General features: G+C 72.7%; 17 protein-coding genes. 6 read left to right on the top strand and 11 right to left on the bottom strand.

The genetic code is table 11. The features are described 5' to 3' along the window. Nucleotides 1–131 precede the first annotated feature (131 nt). From ACIBG4_RS01355 to ACIBG4_RS01345, 3 genes are all read right to left on the bottom strand, one after another. Entirely contained in the window at nt 132–323 is a 192-nt protein-coding gene (locus ACIBG4_RS01355) for a ferredoxin (RefSeq protein WP_397200159.1), read from the bottom strand. Continuing rightward, a complete protein-coding gene (locus ACIBG4_RS01350) occupies nt 320–1,219 on the bottom strand; it encodes a pyridoxamine 5'-phosphate oxidase family protein (protein WP_397200158.1) in 900 nt (299 codons plus the stop codon). Before ACIBG4_RS01350 ends, ACIBG4_RS01355 begins: the two co-directional genes overlap by 4 nt. Before the next feature lie 72 nt (nt 1,220–1,291). After that, nucleotides 1,292–1,744, bottom strand: a complete 453-nt coding sequence (locus tag ACIBG4_RS01345) for a VOC family protein (RefSeq protein ID WP_397200157.1) — start codon at nt 1,742–1,744, stop codon at nt 1,292–1,294. 152 nt (nt 1,745–1,896) lie between these two features. On the opposite strand from ACIBG4_RS01345, the gene ACIBG4_RS01340 reads away from it, so the two are divergent. After that, nucleotides 1,897–2,499 carry a CGNR zinc finger domain-containing protein gene (locus ACIBG4_RS01340; RefSeq protein ID WP_397200156.1) on the top strand — a complete coding sequence of 201 codons (603 nt, stop codon included), beginning with the start codon at nt 1,897–1,899 and terminating at the stop codon, nt 2,497–2,499. 93 nt (nt 2,500–2,592) lie between these two features. Beyond that, nucleotides 2,593–3,525, top strand: coding sequence for a phosphotransferase family protein (locus ACIBG4_RS01335; protein ID WP_397200155.1), 933 nt, complete (start codon nt 2,593–2,595; stop codon nt 3,523–3,525). A gap of 79 nt (nt 3,526–3,604) precedes the next feature. Here ACIBG4_RS01335 and ACIBG4_RS01330 read toward each other — a convergent pair whose 3' ends face one another. Next, nucleotides 3,605–4,510 (bottom strand): helix-turn-helix transcriptional regulator, encoded by a 906-nt coding sequence (locus ACIBG4_RS01330; protein WP_397200153.1) that lies wholly within the window; start codon nt 4,508–4,510, stop codon nt 3,605–3,607. A gap of 136 nt (nt 4,511–4,646) precedes the next feature. Between ACIBG4_RS01330 and ACIBG4_RS01325 the strand changes: the two genes are divergently transcribed. From ACIBG4_RS01325 to ACIBG4_RS01310, 4 genes are all read left to right on the top strand, one after another. Continuing rightward, on the top strand, nt 4,647–5,903 hold the full coding sequence (locus ACIBG4_RS01325) for an MFS transporter (protein WP_397200152.1): 1,257 nt from the start codon (nt 4,647–4,649) through the stop codon (nt 5,901–5,903). Nucleotides 5,904–5,964: 61 nt separating this feature from the next. Continuing rightward, the gene (locus ACIBG4_RS01320; protein WP_397200151.1) at nt 5,965–7,008 is read left to right on the top strand and encodes a zinc-dependent alcohol dehydrogenase family protein; all 1,044 of its coding nucleotides are present in this window, start codon (nt 5,965–5,967) and stop codon (nt 7,006–7,008) included. A 187-nt stretch (nt 7,009–7,195) separates the two neighbouring features. Next, the gene (sigJ, locus tag ACIBG4_RS01315) at nt 7,196–8,140 is read left to right on the top strand and encodes an RNA polymerase sigma factor SigJ (protein ID WP_397200150.1); all 945 of its coding nucleotides are present in this window, start codon (nt 7,196–7,198) and stop codon (nt 8,138–8,140) included. Between the two features lie 95 nt (nt 8,141–8,235). Continuing rightward, nucleotides 8,236–9,438 (top strand): NAD(P)/FAD-dependent oxidoreductase, encoded by a 1,203-nt coding sequence (locus ACIBG4_RS01310; RefSeq protein WP_397200149.1) that lies wholly within the window; start codon nt 8,236–8,238, stop codon nt 9,436–9,438. A gap of 235 nt (nt 9,439–9,673) precedes the next feature. Here the strand turns inward: ACIBG4_RS01310 and ACIBG4_RS01305 are convergent, their stop codons facing one another. From ACIBG4_RS01305 to mgtA, 7 genes are all read right to left on the bottom strand, one after another. Further along, nucleotides 9,674–11,584: an ABC transporter ATP-binding protein gene (locus ACIBG4_RS01305; RefSeq protein WP_397200148.1), complete on the bottom strand. Its 1,911-nt coding sequence runs from the start codon at nt 11,582–11,584 to the stop codon at nt 9,674–9,676. A 352-nt stretch (nt 11,585–11,936) separates the two neighbouring features. After that, the gene (locus ACIBG4_RS01300; RefSeq protein WP_397200147.1) at nt 11,937–12,977 is read right to left on the bottom strand and encodes a zinc-dependent alcohol dehydrogenase family protein; all 1,041 of its coding nucleotides are present in this window, start codon (nt 12,975–12,977) and stop codon (nt 11,937–11,939) included. A gap of 186 nt (nt 12,978–13,163) precedes the next feature. Then, on the bottom strand, nt 13,164–15,755 hold the full coding sequence (locus ACIBG4_RS01295) for a GNAT family N-acetyltransferase (protein WP_397200146.1): 2,592 nt from the start codon (nt 15,753–15,755) through the stop codon (nt 13,164–13,166). 178 nt (nt 15,756–15,933) lie between these two features. Continuing rightward, nucleotides 15,934–18,456 (bottom strand): cation-translocating P-type ATPase, encoded by a 2,523-nt coding sequence (locus tag ACIBG4_RS01290; protein WP_397200144.1) that lies wholly within the window; start codon nt 18,454–18,456, stop codon nt 15,934–15,936. A 59-nt stretch (nt 18,457–18,515) separates the two neighbouring features. After that, entirely contained in the window at nt 18,516–18,989 is a 474-nt protein-coding gene (locus ACIBG4_RS01285) for a pyridoxamine 5'-phosphate oxidase family protein (RefSeq protein WP_397200143.1), read from the bottom strand. A gap of 68 nt (nt 18,990–19,057) precedes the next feature. Next, on the bottom strand, nt 19,058–19,933 hold the full coding sequence (locus ACIBG4_RS01280; protein ID WP_397200142.1) for a universal stress protein: 876 nt from the start codon (nt 19,931–19,933) through the stop codon (nt 19,058–19,060). Nucleotides 19,934–19,938: 5 nt separating this feature from the next. Further along, nucleotides 19,939–22,653: a magnesium-translocating P-type ATPase gene (mgtA, locus tag ACIBG4_RS01275; RefSeq protein WP_397200141.1), complete on the bottom strand. Its 2,715-nt coding sequence runs from the start codon at nt 22,651–22,653 to the stop codon at nt 19,939–19,941. Between the last annotated feature and the right edge of the window lie 13 nt (nt 22,654–22,666).

Below are 22,666 nucleotides of genomic sequence, written 5' to 3'. Positions count from 1 at the left end.
AGGCGTGACGTCAGACGGGGAGCGTCCCTCATCATGAACGAGCGACAGCCTTCTCGACGAGATGACGGACCGCGGTCTCACCGGCTAGCCGAGGCGCCCAAGGACGGGCGCCGGCGATCGCGATGCGCCGGTCAGTCGTCCAGCAGGATGGCCTGCACGGGGCAGGCGCGAGCCGCCTCCTCCACGGCGGGCAGCAGCGCGTCTGATGGCGTGGCCTCGTACACCAGCTCGTCATCGTCGTCGAGGGCGAACACCTCAGGGGCGGCGAACACGCACTGGGCGTGGGTCCGGCACAGGGTCATGTCGACACGGACACGCATCATGAATCCTTCTCAGCTGTGGGGTTGAACCGGGAGTACTTGCCGAAGGACCACCGTTGCGGGATGCCACCGGGGATCTGGACGGCTCGTTCGACGTCGAAGTCGATCAGCCGTTGCGCGCCCGGCACTCCTGCCGCCCGCTCCGGGTCCCAGTCGATGCGGGCGCGTCCGGTCAGGTGCAGGGTGTGACCGTTCTCCCAGTCCAGGAACAGCAGCCCGCAGCGCGGCTCGAGTTCGAGGTTGCCCAGCGTCATGTACATCGAGTTGCCGGCGTAGTCGGGCCAGGTCAGCCGGCGGCTGCCGGCCACCGTGACGAATCCGGGGTTGCCGCCGCGATGGGACGCATCGGCTCCCAGCCCCTCCGCATACGTGCCGACGAAGAACGTGTCGGCCGTGCCGATCCACTGCTGTTGGCCGGCGGTGAGCTCGTCGGTGACGAGCGCCGTCCTGCTTCCCGGCGGCACGTCGTCGACGTGGGCGCGGGTCTGGATGTACTTCGGGCAGTTGGCGTACACCTGTTCGGTGCGGACGAGGAGCCGGCTCCCGTGCCGGCGGGCCCGGCCGTTGACCCGCATTCGTCTCCGGCTGGCCGGCTCGATCATGAGCATGCCCACCTGCCGCTCGGCGTCGAAGAGGCCCGCGAGCGGATCGCCGGCGCCGGGCAGCCGGTCCGCCACGACGGAGCGGTCGTCAGGGGCGGTGACGAACCCGGGCGGGCCGGTGAGCACGCTGACCCACGCCCTGCCGGTGTCATCGGCGGCCGCGATCACCGCGAGACGCTGCTGCGTGAGGAATTCCGCCGCCACCGGCGGGATGGCCGCCCCCGCGCCGGCCGACCCCCATCCGTCGGCGGTCAGACCGGCGCGGCGCTGTACTGAGCGTTCGCCTGGGTGGAGCATGGGCGACCCCTTTCCGTCGTGGGCCCGGGCCGCGGCGGCGCGGCCCGGGCACAGGTGGATCCGTCGGATCGGTTAGAAGAAGCCGCAGGTCGGCGCGCCCTTCGTGGGCGCCGGTGCGGTGTCGGCGCCGGTCGGCGCATAGATCTCCAAGCGGATGCCGTCCGGGTCGGCGAAGAAGACACCGCCGGAGGACGCGCCCTCGCCGTGCGGGACGATCCCCTCGTGGAAGGGCCGCACGCCGAGTTCGCGCAGGGTGGCCTCGGCGCGCCGGACCGCCTCGATGTCGGGCACCTGGAACGACAGGTGGTGCAGGCCGGGCCGGTCGGTGGCGAACACGCCGCCGCTCTGCTGCCACAACGTGACCAGCAGGGTGCCGTCGCGGCCGAGGAAGGCGAATCTGCGGTCGCCGTCGGTCTGCTCACCCATGATCTCGAACCCGAAGACCTGGCGGTAGAAGGCGGTGGAACGTGCCAGATCGGTCACGTTCAGACCGACGTGCCCGGTCTGCAGGGCAGGTGTGCTCATGCGGAACCTTCCATGTGGATGCGGTCGAGTTGGTGGCGGGCATGGCTGCCCGTCTGCCGGGAAGGCCGTTTCTAACGTTTAGAAACCCCTTGTGCCGTTAGAATATGCAGTACGTTTTATAACGCTGTCAACCTGGATGTAGCGTTAGAAGGGTGGAAGTGGCACACCTTGCGGATGGCGGCGCTCCGTTCCTGGGCGAACCGCCGGCCATCGAACTCGGCAACACCTCGTACGCGGTGAGAGGCCGGCCCAAGGACGGCTTGCGCAGCGTCGAGCACCTGGCCGCGTGGCTGCGCGACATGCGCCCACGTCTCGCGGTCGGACTCGCCGACGCCGACATCCACGGCGTGACGGACCACGACCTGCACCTGGCCAGGGAGCTCCGGGACGTCGTACGGGCCCTCGCCGCCGCAGCCGTGAACGAGCGCGCACCCGATCCGGACATGGTGGCGACCCTCAACCGTCACGCCGGCCACACCACGCGCTGGCGGGAGTTGCGCACCACGCCCGAGCCGCACACGACCGAGTGCACCGCGGGTCGCCCTGTCGCGGCCGCACTCGCTGCCGTGGCCGAGGACGCCGTCGACCTGTTCGCCGGGCCCCTGCGTCACCGGCTGCGCGCCTGCGAGGGCCCGGGCTGCATCCTGTACTTCGTCCGCGACACCCCGCGGCGCGAATGGTGCTCACCCGGCTGCGGCAACCGGGCACGAGCCGCCCGCCACTACGCCAAGGTGCGGCAGGGGAGTGGTGACTGAGCCGCCACGCGGGGGACCGGCGGGAGACGGCGGGCCGGCATGGGGACGGGTGCGCGAGACGGGTCCCGGCCGTCTGTGTCACCATGCTCGATCATGTCGGAATTCGAGGCGAGCGACGAGATCTTGGCCGCCATCGCCGGTCGGCACGGGATCACCGCCGAGCAGGTGCGGCCCCTTCCGGCAGGGGTGGCCAACCGCGTCTTCCTGCTCGGGGACGACCTGGTCCTGCGCATCCCACGGACCAAGCAGTTCCTCCCGGACCTGGTCAAGGAGGTCGCGGTCATCCCCGCCGCCCTGCACGCGGGCGTGCGGACGCCGGAAGTCGTCGCCTTCGACGACACGTGCTCGGTGGTGGACGTGCCGTACATGGTGCTCGCCCGAGCGCGGGGAGCAGATCTCGCAGGCCTCGACCTGCCCGCCGCCGACGCCGACCGTGTCCACCACCAGGTGGGCAGGGAGCTGGCCAAGCTGCACCGGCTGTCCCCGGCCACCGCACCTGACCTTCCTGCCGTCCCCGTGGAGGACGACGCGGACCCCTGGGCACTCACCGACCGTCTCCTCGTGGCGGGCTGGATCGACGCGGAGGCCGCCCGCTGGCTCACCGGCTGGTTCGACCGGCTCTCGGAGCATCTCCCCGCGGAGCCGTCCCTGGTCCTGGTCCACGGCGACATCGCCCCGCAGAACCTCCTTGTCTCCCCGGCGACAGCCGAGCTCAACGGCATCGTGGACTGGGGCGACGCCCAGTGGGCCGACCCTGCTGTCGACTTCGCCAAGATGCCCCTGACCGGCATCCCGGCCATGCTCGACGGCTACCGGCAGGCGACCGGTGAGCGAGTCTCGGCCAGCACACCGAGCTGGGAAGCTCGCGTGCTGTGGTTCCACCTCACCTGGGCACTCGGCCGCCTGCCGGATCCCGTCCCGCGCCCCGGCGAACGCCATTGGACCGCCCCGCCAGCCGGCCGGCTCCTGGGCCTGCTCCGCTTCTTCGCCTCGGCCCCGCCGGCCCCTTGGGCCGATCTGGCCTGATCCGGCGGTGTCCCTGGAGATGGACGGGTCCGGTCGCCGCCGCAGGTCACGGACATGCCGCCTGCGCGGGCGGTGCGCTTCAGCGCGGCTGGTTCGTGGGCTCCGCTGCCCGGGAGCGGGTGGCCGCCAAGCTGGCGAGGAGCTTGAGCCGGTCCTCGGAGGTGGTGCCCGGCTCCGCGGTGTAGATGGTCAGGTCGTGCACTGCCCGGTTGGACATCGGCAGGTCCAGGGACTGGTAGGTCAGCTCCAGGTGGCCGACCTCGGGGTGCCGCAGCCGCTTGACGCCGTCGTGGCGGATACGGACGTCGTGCGCGGCCCACTGGGCGCGGAAGCCGGGACTGAGCGTGGACAGCTCGCCGATGAGCTCACGCAGGGCCCGGTCGTGGGGCTCGCGCCCGGCTTCGGCGCGCAGCAGCGCGGCGGTGGCGGCAGCGGCGGCGTCCCAGTCGGCGAAGAAGTGGTGGGCGCCCGGGTCGAGGAAGATGTAGCGGGCGATGTTGGCGCGGCCGCGCCTGCCGATGGTCTCACTGGCGAACACCGGCGCGAACAGGGCTCCGGCCAGCGCGTTGCTCGCGACGACGTCCATGCGGCCGTTCTGCACGGAGGCGGAGGACATCGTCATGGAGTCGAGCAGCCACTGGACACGCGGCGCGACCTCGACATCCTTGCGCCGGGAAGGCGTGCGGTGGGCGGGCCGGGCTGACCGGGCCAGGTCGAACAGGTAGGTGCGCTCGTCCTCTCCCAGGTGCAGTGCCCGGGCGACCGCGTCGACCACGTCCTCCGACACGCCGCTGATGTGGCCCTTCTCCAGCCGCGTGTACCACTCCGTGCTCACGCCTGCGAGAACGGCGACCTCCTCGCGCCGCAGCCCCGGAACCCGGCGTCGGCCGCTGGTCGGCAGCCCGACCTGCTCCGGGGTGATCCTGGCGCGCCGGCTGGCGAGGAAGTCCCGGATCTCGGAGCGGTTGTCGGGTCGCTGGTCCATGCCTTCCACGGTAGCCGCCGGCCGCCGTGGAGGGAGGTTGAGCTTGTACCCCCCATAAACCCGACCTTCTCCACACGCCGGGAACCCGGTTTCGTGGGATCGACCGCTCGAACACGACCCCGATGGAGATGGAAGCATGAGCACGCGAGGAGGAGTCCTCCACGCCCCCGGCGACGCGCGCGTCGAAGACCGCGAGCCTCGGCCGGCCCGGCTCCCGTTCGTCATCCATGTGCTGGCGTTGGGCACGTTCCTGATGGGCACGACCGAGTTCGTGGTGGCGGGCCTGCTGCCGCAGATCGCGGGTGACCTGCGGGTGAGCGTGGCCCGGGCCGGACTGCTGATCACGGTCTTCGCGGCCGGGATGATCGTCGGCGCGCCGCTGACGGCGATGCTGACGCTGCGCCTGCCCAGGCGGTCGACGCTGATCCTGGCCCTGTGCGTCTTCGCGGCCGGACATGTCATCGTCGCGCTCGGCTCCAGCTTCGCGCTGCTGCTGGCGGCGCGGTTCCTCACGGCGCTGGCGACCGGGGCCTTCTGGGCGGTGGCCAACGTGGTGGCCACCCGCGTCGCCGGCCCCGGCGCGAGCTCCCGCGCCCTGGGCGTCGTGGGCTCCGGCGCCATGCTCGCCAACGTCGTCGGTGTGCCGCTCGGCGCTCTCGCCGGGCAGCTCATGGGCTGGCGGGGACCGTTCTGGGTGCTCGCGGCCCTCGCGGTGGCCGCCATGGGGCTGATCGCCCGCTACGTCCCGCACGACGGCCCCGGCCGTCAGGCGGTGTCGATCCGGTCCGAGCTGTCCGCTCTGCGCTCCGGCCGGCTGTGGCTGGCGCTGGCGGCCTGCGCGACCACGACCGGCGGCGTGCTGTCGGCGTACTCCTACGTCTCGCCGCTCATGACCGACCGGGCCGGCCTCGCCGCCGGCCTCGTGCCGCTGGTGCTCGTCGGCTTCGGCGTCGGCGCCCTGGCGGGCTTCCTCGTCGGAGGGCGTCTGGGCGACGTACGCCCGCATGCGACGACCATCACGGCGGCCGCGGCGACCACGGTCCTGCTGCTGGCGATCTGCCTGCTGTCCGGCTACGCCGTGCCCACGGCCGCGCTGGTCGCCCTGCTCGGGCTCTTCGGGCTCGGCGCCAACCCCGTGCTGATCTCCCTGGCCGTCCGCTTCGCGGGCAGGGCATCCACCCTGGGGTCCGCCCTCACCGTCTCGGCGTTCAACTTCGGTACCGCCGCCGGCTCCTCGTTGGCCGGCCTGGCCCTCGGCTCCGCCCTCGGCGCCACGGGTCCCGCCGCGGTCGGCACCGCCATCGCCGCACTGACCCTGATCCCCACGGTCACCATGGCCCTCACCCGGCGCCGCCGCCTTTGCCCGGCATTTGCCCGATACGAGCCACAGTGAACTAGTGCCTGATCTGGGCAAACACTGCTTCCGCACCACCACCCGAAACGGAGAACACCTGATGCGCGCAACTCTGCTGCACGGCGCCGGCGACGTCCGAGTCGAGGAGGTCCCCGACCCCGTCATCAAGCAGCCCACCGACGCGCTCGTCCGCGTCACCGCCTCCTGCATCTGCGGCAGTGACCTGTGGCCGTACGGCTCGCTGTCCCCGGCGGACGGTCCCGCACGGATGGGGCACGAGTTCATCGGCATCGTCGAGGACACCGGCTCCGAGGTGACAACCGTCAAGAAGGGCGACCTGGTCGTCGCTCCCTTCGCCATCTCGGACAACACCTGCGAGTTCTGCCGCGAGGGCCTGCACACCTCGTGCGTCCACCCGGAGGCCGGTTTCTGGGACGGCGAGCCGGAAGAGGGCGGCCAGGCCGAAGCGGTCCGCGTCCCGCTCGCCGACGGCACCCTGGTCAAGCTCCCCGTCGCGGCGGACTCGGCCCTCATCCCGTCCCTGCTGACGCTCTCCGACGTGTTCGGCACCGGCTACCACGCCGCCGTGGCGGGCGGCGTGAACGAGCGCACCCGCGTCACCGTGATCGGTGACGGCGCCGTCGGCCTGCTGGCGGTCCTGTCGGCCAAGCGCCTCGGCGCCGAGCAGATCATCCTCATGGGCCGCCACACGGCGCGCACCGAGCTCGGCCGGGAGTTCGGCGCCACCGACGTCGTCTCCGCCCGCGGCGAGGAGGGCATCGACCAGGTCCGCGGGCTGACCGGCGGCCACGGCACGCACGTGGTCCTGGAGGCCGTCGGCAACATGCCCGCCTACGAGCAGGCGGTCGGGGTCGTCCGCCCGGGCGGCGTGATCAGCCGCGTCGGCGTCCCGCAGTACGAGGAGGCCCCGGTCGGCTTCGGCAGCCTCTTCCGCCACAACCTGCGTCTCGCCGGCGGACCGGCACCGGTCCGGGCCTACATCGAGCAGCTGATGCCCGACATCCTGGACGGCACCATCGAGCCGGGGAAGGTCTTCGACGCCACGACCACCCTCGACGGCGTCCCCGCCGGCTACCGGGACATGGCCGACCGCAAGACCCTCAAGGTCCTCGTCAAGCCCTGACAGAGGTGACGGTGACGAGCACCTCCCGGTGAGGCCCATGGTAGGTACTCCCGGCATGGAGTTCGCCCTCCTGACCCCGGACCGGTACGCCGGCATCGAGGTGCACGACTGGGAGTTCGGCGGGCGGCGGTAGGGAGCACGTGACCGTGCCGGGGCTCGGGCCGGCCGCGCGGGCTAGGATCCGGCCATGCCCCTGTCCGCGGACGACATCGAGCGTTTCGAGGACTCCAGAGCGCGACTGGAGGCCGTCGCCTATCGTCTTCTCGGCTCGGCGGGGGAGGCGGAGGACGCCGTGCAGGAGACGTGGCTGCGCTGGCAGGCCGCCGACGTCGACCGCATCGAGGTCCCCGAGGCCTGGCTGACGAAGGTCCTCACCAACCTGTGCCTCAACCAGCTCACCTCCGCGCGGGCGCGGCGCGAGACCTATGTGGGCCCATGGCTGCCCGAGCCGCTGCTCGCCGGGGACCCGATGCTCGGCCCGGCCGACACCGCCGAGCAGCGCGAATCGGTCTCGTACGCGGTGCTCACCCTCATGGAGCGCCTCTCGCCCGACGAGCGGGCGGTGTACGTGCTGCGGGAGGCCTTCGACTACCCGCACCGGGAGATCGCCGAGATCCTCGGCATCACCGAGGCCGCCGGCCAGCAGATCTTCCACCGCGCCAAGAAGCACGTCGCGGACGGCAGGACCCGCACCAAGGTCGACGAGGCCGCCGCCCGGCGGATCGCCGAGGAGTTCCTGGCGGCCGCCGCCAGCGGCCGGACCGCGCCGCTCGTGCGCCTGCTCACCGACGACGCCATCGCGATCGGCGACGGCGGCGGGAGGATCCCGGCCCGCACCAAGGCGTTCGAGGGCGCCGTCGCGGTCGCGAAGTTCGTGTGGGGCCTGCTCAGACCCGGCGTGGCCAAGCGCGCCCTGGTCGGCGGCACGCCCGAGGTCTACGCCTGGACCGCCAACGGCGAGCCCGCCGTCGTGGCCGTCGTGGCCGGCCGGGTCGTCGGCGTCATGTGCCTGGAGGTCACCGCCGAGGGCATCGCCGCGTGCCGCAACCAGCTCAACCCCGACAAGCTCGAACGCGCGACCGCGCACTGGGCGACCGCCGACCACGGGGAGCCCCTGTTCAACGCCTTCTGAGCGCTGTGTGAGGTGTTTCACATCGCGTCCCTGTCAGGAAACGGCGGGCTGCCCGGTTCAAGGGGCAGACCCGCGCAAGAGACAGGAGCGAGGACATGCAGCATCGCATCATCGTTCTCGGCGCCGGATACGCCGGAGCCACCGCCGCCGGCCGCCTCGCCAAGCGGCTCCGCCGCGAGGACGTCGCCATCACCCTCGTCAACGCCGAGCCCGACTTCGTCGAACGCGTCCGCATGCACCAGCTGGCGGCCGGCCAGGACCTCAAGTCCCGGCCGTTCAGCGAGATGTTCGCGGGCACCGGCGTCGTACCGAGGCTGGCGACGGTCACCGGCGTCGACGTCGACCGCAAGACCGTCACCGTCACCGACGCGAACGGCGCCGGCGCCGGAGAGCTCGTCTACGACACGCTCGTCTACGCCCTCGGCAGCGGCTGGGACGCCCAAGGCGTCCCCGGGACCGCCGAGCACGCCTACGAGATCGCCGGCCGACCCGGAGCACTCCGGCTGCGCGAGCGCCTCGCCCGCCTCGACGCCGGACAGAGCGTGGTCGTCGTCGGCGGCGGCCTCACCGGCCTGGAGGCCGCGACCGAGATCGCCGCGGCCCGCCCGGACCTCGACGTCGCCCTCGCCGCCCGCGGCGGCCTCGGCGACTGGCTCTCTCCCCAGGGCCGCGAGCACCTGCGGAAGGTCTTCGGCAAGCTCGGGATCACCGTGCACGAGCGCGCCGCCGTCACCGGCGTCGAAGCCGACCGCGTCACCACCGCCGACGGCAGGGTCATCCCGGCCGCGGTCACCGTGTGGACCACCGGCTTCGCGGTCCACCCGATCGCGAAGGCGAGCGCCCTGGAGGTCACCGGCACCGGCCAGATCGTGGTGGACGGGACCATGCGCTCGGTCTCGCACCCGGACGTGTACGCGGTTGGCGACGCGGCCATGGTGATGGGCCCCGGGGACAAGCCGCTGCGGATGTCGTGCGCCTCGGGAGGTCCGACCGCGTGGCAGGCCGCCGACGCGATCGCGGCGCGCCTGACCGGCGGAAAGCTCCCGAACGTGTCGATCCGCTACGTCAACCAGTGCATCTCACTGGGCCGCAAGGAGGGCTTGATCCAGTACGTCACCGCGGACGACCGCGCCGTGCGGGCGGTCCTGACCGGACGGCTCGCCGCCGTCTACAAGGAGCTGGTCTGCAAAGGCGCCGCCTGGAGCGTCGCCAACCCGACGCTCGGGCTGCCGGCCCGGCGCCGCCGCGTCACGCGGAAGCCGGCCGCGGCGGGAGCAGCCTTCCGGATGCCGGCGTAGAGCCCGAAGCGAGGCGCTGGTGTCAGGCGGTGGCGTGCTCGCCCCCGGTGCGCAGCCGCGGCAGCACCACTCCGTACATCCGGTCCGCCGGGCACAGGCCCCACTGGCACATCACCGTGGAGCAGGGTCGGGGTCATGCTGCCGCCCCGCACGGTGACGGTGGACAGCGGCAGCCGCGCCGCCGGCGCGGCCCCGATCACCAGCGCCACCGCGCCGGCCCAGCCCAGGGCCTGGCTCATCCGGCGGCCACCGTGGTCGGCACCGCGCCGTCCTGCCCGGGCGGCGACGCGGCCGGGTCCTCCTGGTACCCCTCCGCCTGGGTGCGGAAGAGCTGGGCGTAGACGCTGTCCGGGGACGCGGTGAGGGAGGCGTGGTCGCCGCTCTCCAGGATCCGGCCGTCCTGCACGACGACGATCCGGTCGGCCCGGCGGACGGCGCTGAGCCGGTGGGAGACCAGGACGCTGGTGGACCCCGCGCGCAGCTCCCGCAGCCGGTCGTGGACCGCCGCCTCGGCCACCGCGTCCAGCCCGGAGCTGGGCTCGTCCAGGATCATCAGATCCCGGCCCTGACGCATCAGCCCGCGGGCCAGCGCCAGGCGCTGCCACTGCCCGCCGGACAGGTGGACGCCGCTCACCTGCGCGGCCTCCTCCCCGTCCTCCTCCTCTCCCGGGTGGAACACCCTGCTCAGCATCGTCCGGTAGCCGGCCGGCAGCCGCTCGACGATCTCGTGCGCCCCGGCGCGCTCGGCGGCGGCCCGGACCCGGTCCTGGTCGTCGATCGCCGCCAGGTCGCCGAGTCCGATGTTCTCGGCGGCGGTGAGGTCGTAGTCCATGTAGTCCTGGAACACCGCGCCGATCCGCTGACGCAGCTGCGCCACCGGAACGTCGCGGATGTCCACCCCGTCCCACAGCACGGAGCCGCGCTGCGGATCGTAGAACCGGCAGAGCAGCTTGACGAGGGTGCTCTTGCCGGCGCCGTTGAGCCCGACGACGGCCACGCTGGTGCCGTACGGGATGGTCAGGTTCAGCCCGCGCAGCACCCACGGGAAGTCCTCGCCGTAGCGGAACCACACGTCGCGCAGCTCGATGGAGTGGGCCAGCGGGGCGAGCTGCCGGGGCTGCGACGGCGCGGCCAGGTCGTCCCGCACCTCGACCACCGTCAGGTAGTGCTGGAAGACCAGGGCGGACTGATGTCCCATGGCGATGCCCTGCACCAGGACGCTGAGCCCGCCCTGGAGGCCGGCCAGGGAGGCGATGAAGACCGACACGTCGCCGATGCTGATCGTCCGTTCGGCCGCGGCGTGCACGGCCCACAGCAGCCCGCCGGCCGACAGCAGCGCCCCGAGGGCGGCGAGGGAGACCTGGACGCGTACCACGCCCCGCTCCAGCCGGTCCTCGGCGTTGTTGGCGGCGCGCAGTTCGGTGAGCATCCGCCCGTGCAGGAAGCCGCCCAGCCCGAACAGGCGGACCTCCTTGGCGGCCTGCAGGTCGGTCAGCAGCATCTGGTAGAAGATCTTGCGCCGCATGCCCGGGCTGGTGCGCCACATCAGCCCTGCCCGCTGCCGGCTCAGCGTCAGATGGGCGATCATCGCGGGTGCGGCGGCCACCAGCGCGGCAGCCGTCATGACCGGGTTGATCGCCACCAGCGTGCCCAGGAACCCGGCGATGCCCAGGGTCCCCTGCAGGCTGGACAGGCCCATGTGGATCAGCTGGTCCGGGGCGTGCTCCGCGGACTGCTGGGCCAGTCGAAGCCGGTCGTGGAAGCGTGGCTCCTCCAGGCGGGCCAGCCCGCTCATCCGGTTGACCGCGTCGAACAGCCGGTCCTGCGAGTGCAGGCCGATGGCCCGCCGGGCGCGTCCCTGCGCGTACTGCGTGACGGCCGAGGTGGCGGCCATCGCGATGCCCAGGGCGCCGATGCCGGCCGCCATCCACACCAGCGCCCCGGTACGGGGGTCGGTGGCGGTGAGCTCGTCGAGGACGACCTTGGTCAGCCAGGCGGTCGCCACCGGCGCCACGCCACTGATCACCGCCGTGACGAGCTGGAGGAGCAGCATGCCGGGGGAGGCCTGCCAGGCGAGCGCGTAGGCCGCCTTCATCCCGCGGACGACGGAGACGCTCGGCTCCGTCACGTCATCGTCGCCGCTCACGGCGCCGAAGGATGCGCGGTCCGGGCCGGCCCCCGCAGGCCGACACCGGCGGCGGTGGCGACCGTCGGGGCCGTAGAGGGCGATGCCGGGGTAGAACGCCCTATAACAGCGAATATCACGACATGCGTCCTCTCCCAGAACCTACGGGAACCGGTACGGCCGCGGCCACTCGACGATGATCGCTTAAAAGGGGTCCAACCGCAATGCCGGATATTTCTGGGCCGGTTTGCTGGTGTCATGAGTTGTTGTCGGGTGTCGTTTGTTGCGGTGTCTCTGCCGTGTGAAGGGTTATGTCGGGTCTTTCGCGGTGAAACGCAGGCTCTGGAGTAGGAAGTCGCCCCGCTGAAGCCGGTCAGGCGCGCGACAGGACCACCTTGAGCGCTCCGGTCACCTGTGGGTCGGCGAACGTCTCGTAGGCGGCCGTCATGTCACACAGGGCGAAGCGGTGGGTGATGAACCCGCCGGGATCCAGCCGTCCGGCGGCGACCATGGCCAGCAGGGCCGGCGTGGAGAAGGTGTCGACCAGGCCGGTCGTGATGGTCAGGTCGCGGATCCACAGGTCCTCCAGATGGAGGGCGGCCGGTTTCCCGTGCACGCCGACGTTGGCCACATGGCCTCCGGGCCGCACCAGGCGGGTGCAGAGCTCGAAGGTCTCCGGCACACCGACGGCCTCGATCGCGACATCGGCGCCCAGCCCGTCCGTCAGCTCGGCGATCGCCGCCGCGGGGTCGTCACCAGCGCCGACGACCACGTCCGCGCCGAGCCGTCCGGCGGCTTCCAGCCGGGCCGGAGCGAGATCGACGGCGATGATGTGGCTGGGCGTGAAGAGCCGGGCGGTGGTGATGGCGGCCAGTCCGATCGGCCCCGCGCCGACGACCGCGACCGTGTCACCGGGCCTCACGCAGCCGTTGAGGACGCCCACCTCGTAGGCGGTGGGCAGGATGTCGGCCAGCATGAGCGCGGCCTCGTCGGAGACCCCCTGGGGCAGCAGGTGGACGGAGGTGTCCGCGAACGGCACGCACACGTACTCGGCCTGGGTGCCGTTGACGCGGTGGCCGAGGATCCATCCGCCGCCGCCCAGGCACTGGCCGAACATGCCGGTCCGGCAGTAGCGGCAGCGCCCGCATGCCGAGATGCAGGAGACCAGGACGCGGTCTCCCGGCTCGACGGTGGTGACCGAGGTCCCGGTCGCGGTGACGGTGCCGACCGCCTCGTGGCCGAGGATCGTGCCCGGCCGTACGGCGGGCACATCGCCCTTCAGGATGTGCAGGTCGGTGCCGCAGATGGTGACAGCGTCCACCCGTACGATCGCGTCCGTCGCCTCGGTCACCCGCGGATCGGGAGTCTCCTCCCACGAACGCTGACCCGGCCCGTGATAGATGAGCGCCTTCATCGTGCCTCCTCGTCGGCCTTCCTCTCCCACGCTCGTCGGAAATGGGCCGAACCGGGCAGGGGCGAAGGTCCCTCACCCGGACGGCTTTGGCCTCCGGAGGCCGGACCGGGAGACGTCGCACGACGGCAGCCACTTCGCGCGTGCCCCCGATCCAGCCCGCGGATGGCGTCCTCGACCGGTCGCCGGTCAGCGCAGGCGGCGCAGCAACGGCGAGGGCGGCGGCTCGCAGGGCGCCACCCTGATCCGCGCGTCCACCGTGGTCGCGCCGTCCGGGGTGACGATGACGGGGTTCAGGTCGAGCTCGGCCACGTGCGGCAGGTCGTCGAGCAGCCTGCCGATCCGCGTGACCTGGTCGGCCAGGGCGTCGACGTCGGCGGGTGGCGAGCCGCGGTAGCCGTGCAGCAGCGGGGCGCACCGCAGCTCGCCGATCATGTCGGCGGCGTCGGCCACGGGCGGCACCCGGAAGGCGCGGTCGGCCAGCAGGTCCGCCATCACCCCGCCCATGCCGACCATGACCAGCGGCCCGAACGCCGGGTAGTTGACACCGCCCACGATGATCTCCACGCCGCCCGGCAACAGGGGCTGCACGATCGCGCCGGTCATGTCGTCGCCGATCTGAGCCGACATCTCGCGATACGCCAGCCGTACCTCCTCCTGGGTCCGCAGGTCGAGCCGGACACCGCCGACGTCGCTCTTGTGCACGGGACCGACGGCCTTGAGCACCACCGGCAGCCCGACACGCCCGGCGGCCCGGACGGCGGCCTCGGGGCTGTCCGCGTCGATCGACTCCACCAGTCGCACGCCGTAGCAGCCCAGCAACCGGGCCGTGGCCTCCGGGGACAGCCAGCCGCCGTCCGGTGCTGCCTCCAGCCGCGCTTCGACGATCTCCCGCGCCGCTCTCTCGTCCGCCGAGGGCGGGGCGGCGGGTGGTTCGGCGGGGCGGCGGCGCCATTCGGCGTAGCGCACCACCTGGGCGAGGGCCTGGACCGCCTGCTCCGGGAAGGCGTAAGCGGGTACCCGGCCGTCGATCAGTTCGTCATGGCCGATGACGCAGGCCAGCACGGTCTTGGCCGTGTCCTTGGTGGCGTCCGCGATGGCCTGGCGGCTCGCGTCCAGGCCGTCTCCGAACGGCGGCGTGTAGACGACGAGGACCACGTCCACCTCCGGCGCGGCGGCCAGCGCCCCGACGGCGGCGCCGATCTCGGCGGCGGTGGCGTCCGCGGTCAGGTCCACCGGATTGCTCAGCGCGGCGGCGGCGCGGGCCTCCAGCAGACCGGGCGGCAGCTCCGGAACGACGAGACCGTGCTGCTCGCAGGCGTCGGCGGCCATGGCCTGCGGGCCGCCCGAGTTGCCGACGATCGCGACGCGGCGTCCCGCGGGCAGCGGCTGGGCGGCCAGGAGCCTGGCGGTGTCGATCAGCTCATGGACACTGTCGAGCCGGATGACACCGGCAGCGCGCGTCAGCGCGTCCACCGCCACGTCGGGCGTGGCCGCGGCGGCGGTGTGCGAGCGCACCGCCCGGCCGCCTGCCCCGCTGCGGCCGCTCTTGACGAGCAGGATCGGCTTGCGCGCGCCGACGCGGCGGGCGATGCGGGCGAACTTGCGCGGGTTGCCGAACGACTCCAGATACAGCGCGATCACGTCGGTGCCGGGGTCGTCCTCCCAGTATTCGAGGAGGTCGTTGCCGCTCACGTCGGCCTTGTTGCCGACCGACACGAACGAGGAGACCTCCAGGCGCTCCAGCAACGCCGCCCCCACGGCGCCCGACTGCGACATCAGCGCCACCCGCCCCCGCACCGGGTGGTGCGGCAGGAAGCTGGCGTTCAGCCACGCCCCGGTGTTGACCACGCCCAGGCAGTTGGGGCCGATCAACCGGACACCGGCCGCTCGGCAGATCGTCAGCAGCTCCGATTCCACGCCCCGCTGCCCGGCCTCGGCGAACCCCGAGCTGAGCACCACCAGCCCGGCCACCCCTGCCGCCGCGCAGTCGCGCGCCACCTCCAGCACGTGCCGGGCGGGCACTGCCACCACCGCCAGGTCGACCCCCTCAGGCACCCTGGGGAGGCAGGCAAGGCCCGCCACCGACGTGGCGTTGGGGTTGACGGGGTGGATCGTCCCGGGGAAGCCGCTGTCGAGCAGGTTGCCCAGCACCTTGTGCCCGACGGCCCGCTCGTCGCGGCTCGCGCCGATCACCGCCACGGAGCGGGGCGCGAGCACCCGCGCCAGCGACGCCTGCCCGGCCTCGTGATCGCGGGCCGAGATGGCCTCGCCCAGCTTGCGGGTGGGCTCGACGGCGATGCCGAGGTGCAGCGTCCCGCCGTCGCAGCGTCGGGAGACGTCCAGGCCCAGGTCCCGCAGCACCCGGAGCATGGGCAGGTTCTCACCCAGAACGTCGGCCACCAGCTCCCGTACCCCGTGCGCGGCCGCGTCCAGCACGATGTGCTCCAGCAGCAGGGTGCCGAGGCCGTGCCCGTGGATGGAGTCGTCCAGAAGAATGGAGAGGTCGGCGTGGCCGTCGTCGATGGGGATGTACTCGGCGACCGCGACCAGCCGGCCTCTCAGGCCGGCCACCAGCGCATGCCCGCGATAGGTGCCGCTGGTGATGCGGTCCATGTACGCGTGCGCGGTGCCGCGCCCACCGGTGAAGAAGCGCAGGTACGCCGAACGCTCCGAGGAGCGCTCCACCAGCTCGTGCAGGGCCTGCCGATCGGCGGGCCGCAGCGGGCGCACGTGGGCGATCCCGCCGTCGCGCAGCAGGACGTCGTAACCCTCAGACATGCCGGATCTCCCGCTTCTCACTGCCGCGCAGTGCCGAGTCACTGCCGGGTCACCACCGAGGCTCTCCGAAAGGCGGGCGCGACCGGAGTGCCGGACGTCCCCGGCCTTGCGGCCGAAGGTCCCTGCCCCGTCGCCCGGCCCTCCTGGCGCACGATCGCGACCGCTTTGCCCATTCCGGTCAGAGCCTTGACGCGGATGGCCGGGAGGGATGCAGGATCCGGTCGAGGCGGACGGCGGCGTAGCCGAGGATCGACAGCGCGCCGACGATCAGCAGATCACCCGGGGCGAGGGGTTCGGTGCCGAGCAGCTCCTGGAGCGGCGGGAGGTACAGCCCGGCGAGCTGCAGGACGAGCGCACCGGCGACGGCGAGCAACAGCATGGGGTTGGCCAGCGTGCCGGGCCGGGTACGGGACCCCAGCGCGACGCCGAGCTGGGTGGCGCCGAGGGCGAAGAAGGCCATGCTCTGCCACGGTCGTCCGGTCTGATGGCCCCAGACGGCGACGCCGAGCGTGACGGCGGTCAGGACGACGGCGATCCGGACCAGGCGCTGCCACAGCCCCGCGCCCAGGATGCTCTGGCCCGGAGGCCGCGGTGGGACGGCCATGGACCCCGGCACGGACGGCTCGCCGCCGAGGGCCACACCGGGCAGCCCGTGCGTGAGCAGATTGATCCACAGGATCTGGGCGGGAAGCAGGGGGAGCGCGAGGCCGGCGAACGGCCCCAGCAACATCACCGCGATCTCGGCGGCTCCACCGGACAGGCCGTACACCAGGAACCGGCGGATGTTGGCGTAGACGCGGCGACCCTCCTCGACGGCCGCGACGACGGTGTCCAGGTTGTCGTCGGCGAGCACGAGGTCGGCCGCCTGACGGGCGACTTCCGTGCCGTGTCTGCCCATGGCCACGCCGATGTCGGCGCGTCGCAGCGCGGGGCCGTCGTTGACGCCGTCACCGGTCATCGCGAGGGTCTCGCCACGAGCCCGTAGACCCTCGATGATCCCGAGCTTCTGCCCGGGCGTGGCGCGGGCGTACACACCGATGTCGCCTTGGTCGGGCATCCCGGCGACCCGGAGGTCCACGACGGGATCGCCGGCGGCGATGATGCCCAGATCGGTGGCGACGGCCCGCGCGGTCCCAGGATGGTCGCCGGTGATGAGGAGCGGCCTGATGCCGGCCCGCTCGCAGGCGGCGATCGCGGCGGCAGCGGCCGGACGCGGCGGATCCAGGATCGCGACCAGCCCGAGCAACGACAACGCGGTCTCCGGCGCTGTTCGCGGAACGGTGTCCAGATCGCGGCTCGCGACCGCCAGGACCCGGTATCCCTCCTGGGCGAATCGCTCGGCGCGCTCGGCGGCGCGGGCCAGCAGCGCCGGGTCGTCGACCAGGACAGGCGGCCGGAGCAGCATGTCGGGCGCGCCCTTGCAGATGACCCTGCCGTGTCCGCCGGGCAGGGAGTGCGCGGTGCTCATGCGCTTGCGTTCGCTGTCGAAAGGGCGTTCGGCCACCCGGGGGCAGCGCTCCTGCAGGTGCCCGCGGTCCAGGCCGAGCTTGGCGGCGGCGGTGAGCAGGGCCGCCTCGGTGGGATCCCCCAGCGCCGTCCATTCCCCGCCGGGGTCCTGCGGCGGCGACAATCTGGCGTCGTTGCACAGCACGGCCGCCACCAGCAGGTCGGTGAGGCTCGCACTGTCGAGGGTGCCGTCGCGCACGATCTCGCCGTCGGGGGCGTATCCGGAGCCGGTGATCACGGCCTCTCCGGCAGGGGTCCAGAGGTGCCGGGCGACCATCCGGCCCTCGGTGAGGGTCCCGGTCTTGTCGGTGGCGAGCACGGTCACCGCGCCCAGCGTCTCCACGGCGGCCAGCCTGCGTACGAGAGCGTCGCGCGCGGCCATCCGGCGGGCTCCCAGGGCGAGACTCAGCGTCACGACCGCGGGCAGGGACTCGGGCACGGCCGCGACCACCAGGCTGATCGCGGTCACCACCATCAACTCGACCGGTTGCCCGCGGACCAGCCCGAGCGCCAGCACCACCGCGGACAGCGCCACCGTGACGCCGGCCAGCAGGCGGCCGACATCCACCAGGCGCCGCTGCAACGGCGTCAGGCCGGCCCCCTCGACCATCATGGACGCGATCCGGCCGCTCGCGCTCGCCGCTCCGACGGCCGTGACCCTCGCGCGGCCACGTCCCCGCACCACGACGGTTCCGGAGGAGACCGGATCGCCGCCGGTCTTGTCCACCGGCACCGACTCTCCCGTCAAGGACGACTCGTCGACGAGCAGGGCCGCCGACTCCACCACCGTGGCGTCGGCCACGACGATGTCGCCTTCGGCCAGGACCAGCAGGTCTTCCACGACGATGTCGGCCGCCGGGACCTCGGTCTGGGAGCCGTCGCGGATCGCGCGCGCCACCGGGGCCGTGAGCTGTGACAACGCCGTGATGGCCCGGTCGGCGCGCACCTCCTGCACGACTCCGACGGAGGTGTTGACGACGATCACGAGCATGATCACGACGGTGTCGGTCCAGTCGCCCGTGGCGACGGTCAACGCCGCCGCCACGAGCAGGACGATGATCAGCGGATCGCGAAGCTGGGCGGCGACCCGCCGCCACAGCGGGACCGGCGGCTGCTGCGGGAGCAGGTTGGGGCCGTCCCGCTCCAGGCGCACCGCCGCCTCGGCGGACGACAGTCCCGACGGTACGGCAACCACCGAGCTCCTCCTTGGTGAACCACGGACATGAGGGCGGTGCGAGGGCCGGAGACCGGGACTCAGCCGTCCCCGCCGGGCTGGACCGAGACGCCGCCTGGGTGAAGAGGCAGCCGGCGGCCGCTGATCGTGCCCGGACGCAGGCGTACGAACACCGGCTCCGTCATCGCGACCCACGGCGCGCCGAGGAGCGCCTCCAGACGGCGCACCTGCTCGGCGTCGTCGACGATCTCGGCGTGGCCGCTCAGCAGAACGCTCCAGCCCACGCGCAGGGCCGGCTCCACGTCGTCCACCTCGAAGGACACCGGCACACCACGCTCGACGGCGGTGAGCTTGCCACCCCGCGCGGTCCTGAACACGAGGTCGTCGCCGTCCACCACGAAGTTCACCGGGATGACCTCCACCCGGCCGTCGGGGTGCGGCCAGGCGACGCGACCGATGACGGCGGCCGACAGGAGGGCCATGCAGGCGTCGCGATCGAGGATCTCACCATGGCTCTCGCCCGGGAACGCATGGGAACGGTCGGCTGGATCCACGTGCGAATACCTTCCCGTGGCCCGGCGCGGCCCCCCGCCCGCCCGTGCAACGCGGTGCAAGAACTCGGTCAAATCCCCTTTCCCGACGGCCGGCCGGCAGGCACGACCGCGACGGGGCACAGGGCGGTCTCGGTCATCGCCCTGGCGACCGTGCCCAGCTGTCCGCCGGGTCCGGTGCGGTCCGCACCCACGACCAGCAGGGCGGCTCCGCCGGAAGCGGTGCGCAGCGCATCCCTCGCCGAGGCGATGACGGTGCGGATCTCGACGTGGATCGCCGGATGCCTGTCACGCCATGCCGCCAGGCGATCGTCCATGCGCGCACGGACCGCCTCCGCGAGCTGATCCAGGCACGGGGGAGGGGCGACCTTCATCCCCCACTCCGGCTCCCGGAGGTCGACAGCGTGCAGGGCGGTCAACCGCAGGCCCCGTAGAGCGGCTTCGGCGAAGGCGAACTCCACCGCGTCCTCGGGAGTGGCGGAGGCCAGCCCGAGCACGATCGGGCCGGGTTCCGCCTCCGCGGGGATGGGCCCGGGACCACGGACGACGACCACCGGCGCCCGGGCACCGGCCGCGACGTGGCCGGCGACGGAGCCGACCACGGAGCGGGCGGGCGCACCCAGGCCGCGCGAACCGACCACGACCAGGCGCGCGCCGGCGGACAGCTCCACGAGCCGCTCGGCCGCCGAGCCCTCGTACAGGTCGGCGACGACGTCGCCGACCGCGCTGGAGGACCGGGCGCAGTCCGCGCCGTGCTGGAGCACGTGCTCCGCGGCCTTGCGCAGGTGCAGCTTCGCTTCCTCGGACGCCTCCCCGTACGGCCAGCTCCACGCGTGCGCGACCGTCAGCTGCGCGTGTCTCAGCTCACACTCGTCAAGAGCCCAGTCGAGCGCCTGCATGGAGAAGTCGGAGCCGTCGTACCCGACGACGACGCGAGATCCGGTCATGATCTTCACCTCGCTCGTTTCCCGTCTGCACCCCGTGACACGGCGGGACTGAGGGCCCCGCGGGTGATGGCGGCGGTGGTGGTGAACCGGTGCGCCCTGCGGTGCAGGGGATGGGCGGGCGTGCGTTCACGGCCGGCCGGAGCCGCGGGCGTGGTCCGGTAGAACCACCGTTTGCCCACCTCGATGAGGGCCAGGTAGGCGGCGACCATCAGCAGCAGGATGAGGAAGAACGGGGCGGGGAGCGGCTGGAAGCCCAGAGCGGGGGCGACAGGCGTGAAGGGGACGACCGCGCCGGCGGTCACGACGCCGAGGGCCGCCAGCAGCAGGGGGACACTGGGGCGGCTGCGGAAGAAGGGGACCCGCCTGGTCCGGATCACGAAGATCACCAGGACCTGGGTGGCGAGGGATTCGACGAACCAGCCGGTCCGGAACAGCGGCGGGCCGGCGTGGAAGACGCCGAGCATGACCGCGAAGGTGGCGAAGTCGAACAGCGAGCTGATCGGGCCGAAGAAGAGCATGAACCGGCGGATCAGCCGCACGTCCCAGCGGGAGGGGCGGCTCAGCTGCTCGGCGTCGACGGTGTCGGTGGGGATGGCCAGCTGGCTGGAGTCGTAGAGCAGGTTGTTGAGCAGGATCTGGGAGGGCAGCATCGGCAGGAAGGGCAGGAACGCCGAGGCCGCGGCGGCGGAGAACATGTTGCCGAAGTTGCTGGACGTGCCCATCAGGACGTACTTCATGGTGTTGGCGAAGATGCGCCGGCCCTGGGTGACGCCGTCGGCCAGGATGCCGAGGTCCTTCTCCAGCAGGAGCACGTCGGCGGCGTCCTTGGCCACGTCGGTGGCCGCGTCGACGGAGACGCCCACGTCCGCCGCGTGCAGCGCGAGGGCGTCGTTGACGCCGTCGCCGAGGAAGGCCACGTCCAGACCGCCGCGCCGCTGGGTCCGCACGATGCGCGCCTTGTGCTCGGGACTGACGCGGGCGAAGACGGAGCACTGCTCGATCAGTGAGGCCAGCCGGGAGTCGTCGGCGGCGTCGACGTCCGCTCCGGTGAGCACGCGTCCGCTCGCGAGGCCGAGCTCGGCGCAGAGCTTCGCCGCGACAGCCGGGTTGTCCCCGGTGAGGACCTTGACGGTGATGCCGAGGCCGGAGAGCCGTTCCAGCGCGTGCCGGGCGCCGGCCTTGGGCGGGTCGAGGAAGACCAGGAGGCCGCGGAAGGTGAGGCCGTGCTCGTCGGCCGGAGTCAGGGCGGCGACCTGCGAGGCGGCGTCCGGGAGCCGCCGGGTGGCCACCGCCACCACGCGGTTGCCCGCGGCGAACTCGGCCTCCAGCATGGTCCTGGCCTGGTCGCCGATGCCGGTGCACAGCTCCAGCACGGTCTCGGGGGCACCTTTGGTGACGATCAGGCGATGGCCGTCGTCGTGTTCGAGCAGGACCGTCACCCTCCGCCGTTCATGGTCGAAGGGGACGATGGCCAGGCGCCGGTAGCGGCTCAGACCGGCTAGCGTGCCCGCGGCGGGCGCGTTCCACAGCGCGACGTCCAGCGGGTTGCCGCCCGCGACGCCACCGGGCCCGCCGGCCTGGCCGCTCCGGCGGTCGACGACGGCCTCGTTGCACAGCAGGCCCAGCTCCAGCACCTCGTCGGCGGGCCGGCCGTCGGGGCCGGGCGAGCGCATGAAGCTGATCCGTCCCTCGGTGAGGGTTCCGGTCTTGTCGGTGAACAGCACATCGATGTCGCCCAGGTCCTCGATGCAGACCAGGCGCTTGACCAGCACCTTGTGCTGAGCCAGCCGCCGCGTGCCGGCGGCCAGGCCGGTCGAGACGACGGCGGGCAGCAACTGGGGGGAGATGCCCACGGCGATCGCCAGCGAGAACAGCAGCGCGTCGAGAACCGGGCGGCGCAGGACGATGTTGATAACGAAGATCGCGACGGTCAGCACGGCCGCGACCCGCACCAGCAGCAGGGAGAATCTGCGCAGCCCGACCTGGAACTCGGTTTCCGGATGACGCTCGCCCAGCCGGAGCGCGATCCGTCCGAACGTCGTCCGTCCCCCCGTGGCCACCACCACGCCTGTTCCCGAACCGGTGTGCACCACGCTGCCCATCAGCGCGCAGCAGGACAGCTCGGCCAGCGCGGCACCCGCGCCGACGGGCCGGGTGGACTTGGCCACCGGCATCGACTCGCCGGTCAGCACCGACTCCTCGCACTCCAGCTCCGCCACCCGCAGCAGCCGCAGATCGGCCGGTACGACGTCGCCGAGCCGCAGCTCCACGACGTCGCCGGGAACCAGCGCGGTCACGTCGACGAGACCGGGGTGACCGTCACGCCGTACCAGGCAGCGGTGCCGGATCTGGGAGTGCAGAGCCTCGGCGGCCTTTTCGGCGCGGTACTCGTTGAAGAACCCCAGCCCGACCGACGCCGCCAGGATCACGCCGATGATCAGCGCGTCCGCCGGCTCGCCGAGGAAGAACGACGCGGCCGCGGTGACGGCCAGCAGGATCAGCAGGGGCGAGCGCAGCTGGCGGGCGAGCACCGCGGCGCGCCGGGCCCGATGCGTGCGCAGCGCGTTCGGACCCACCGCCGCCAGACGGCGCTCCGCCTGTGCCCGGCTCAATCCGTCGTCCGTGCCGCCCAGACGGGCCAGCACCTCGTCGGCGCGCAGCGCGCCCGCGGCGGCGACATCAAGCCCGGCCTCGCCGCTCACCTCCGCTGTCAGCGCCATCGCCTGCCCCGGC

The sequence above is a fragment of the Nonomuraea sp. NPDC050383 genome (genome assembly GCF_044459125.1).
Lineage (GTDB): Bacteria > Actinomycetota > Actinomycetes > Streptosporangiales > Streptosporangiaceae > Nonomuraea.
This window is presented reverse-complemented; position numbering and strand designations above follow the sequence as displayed.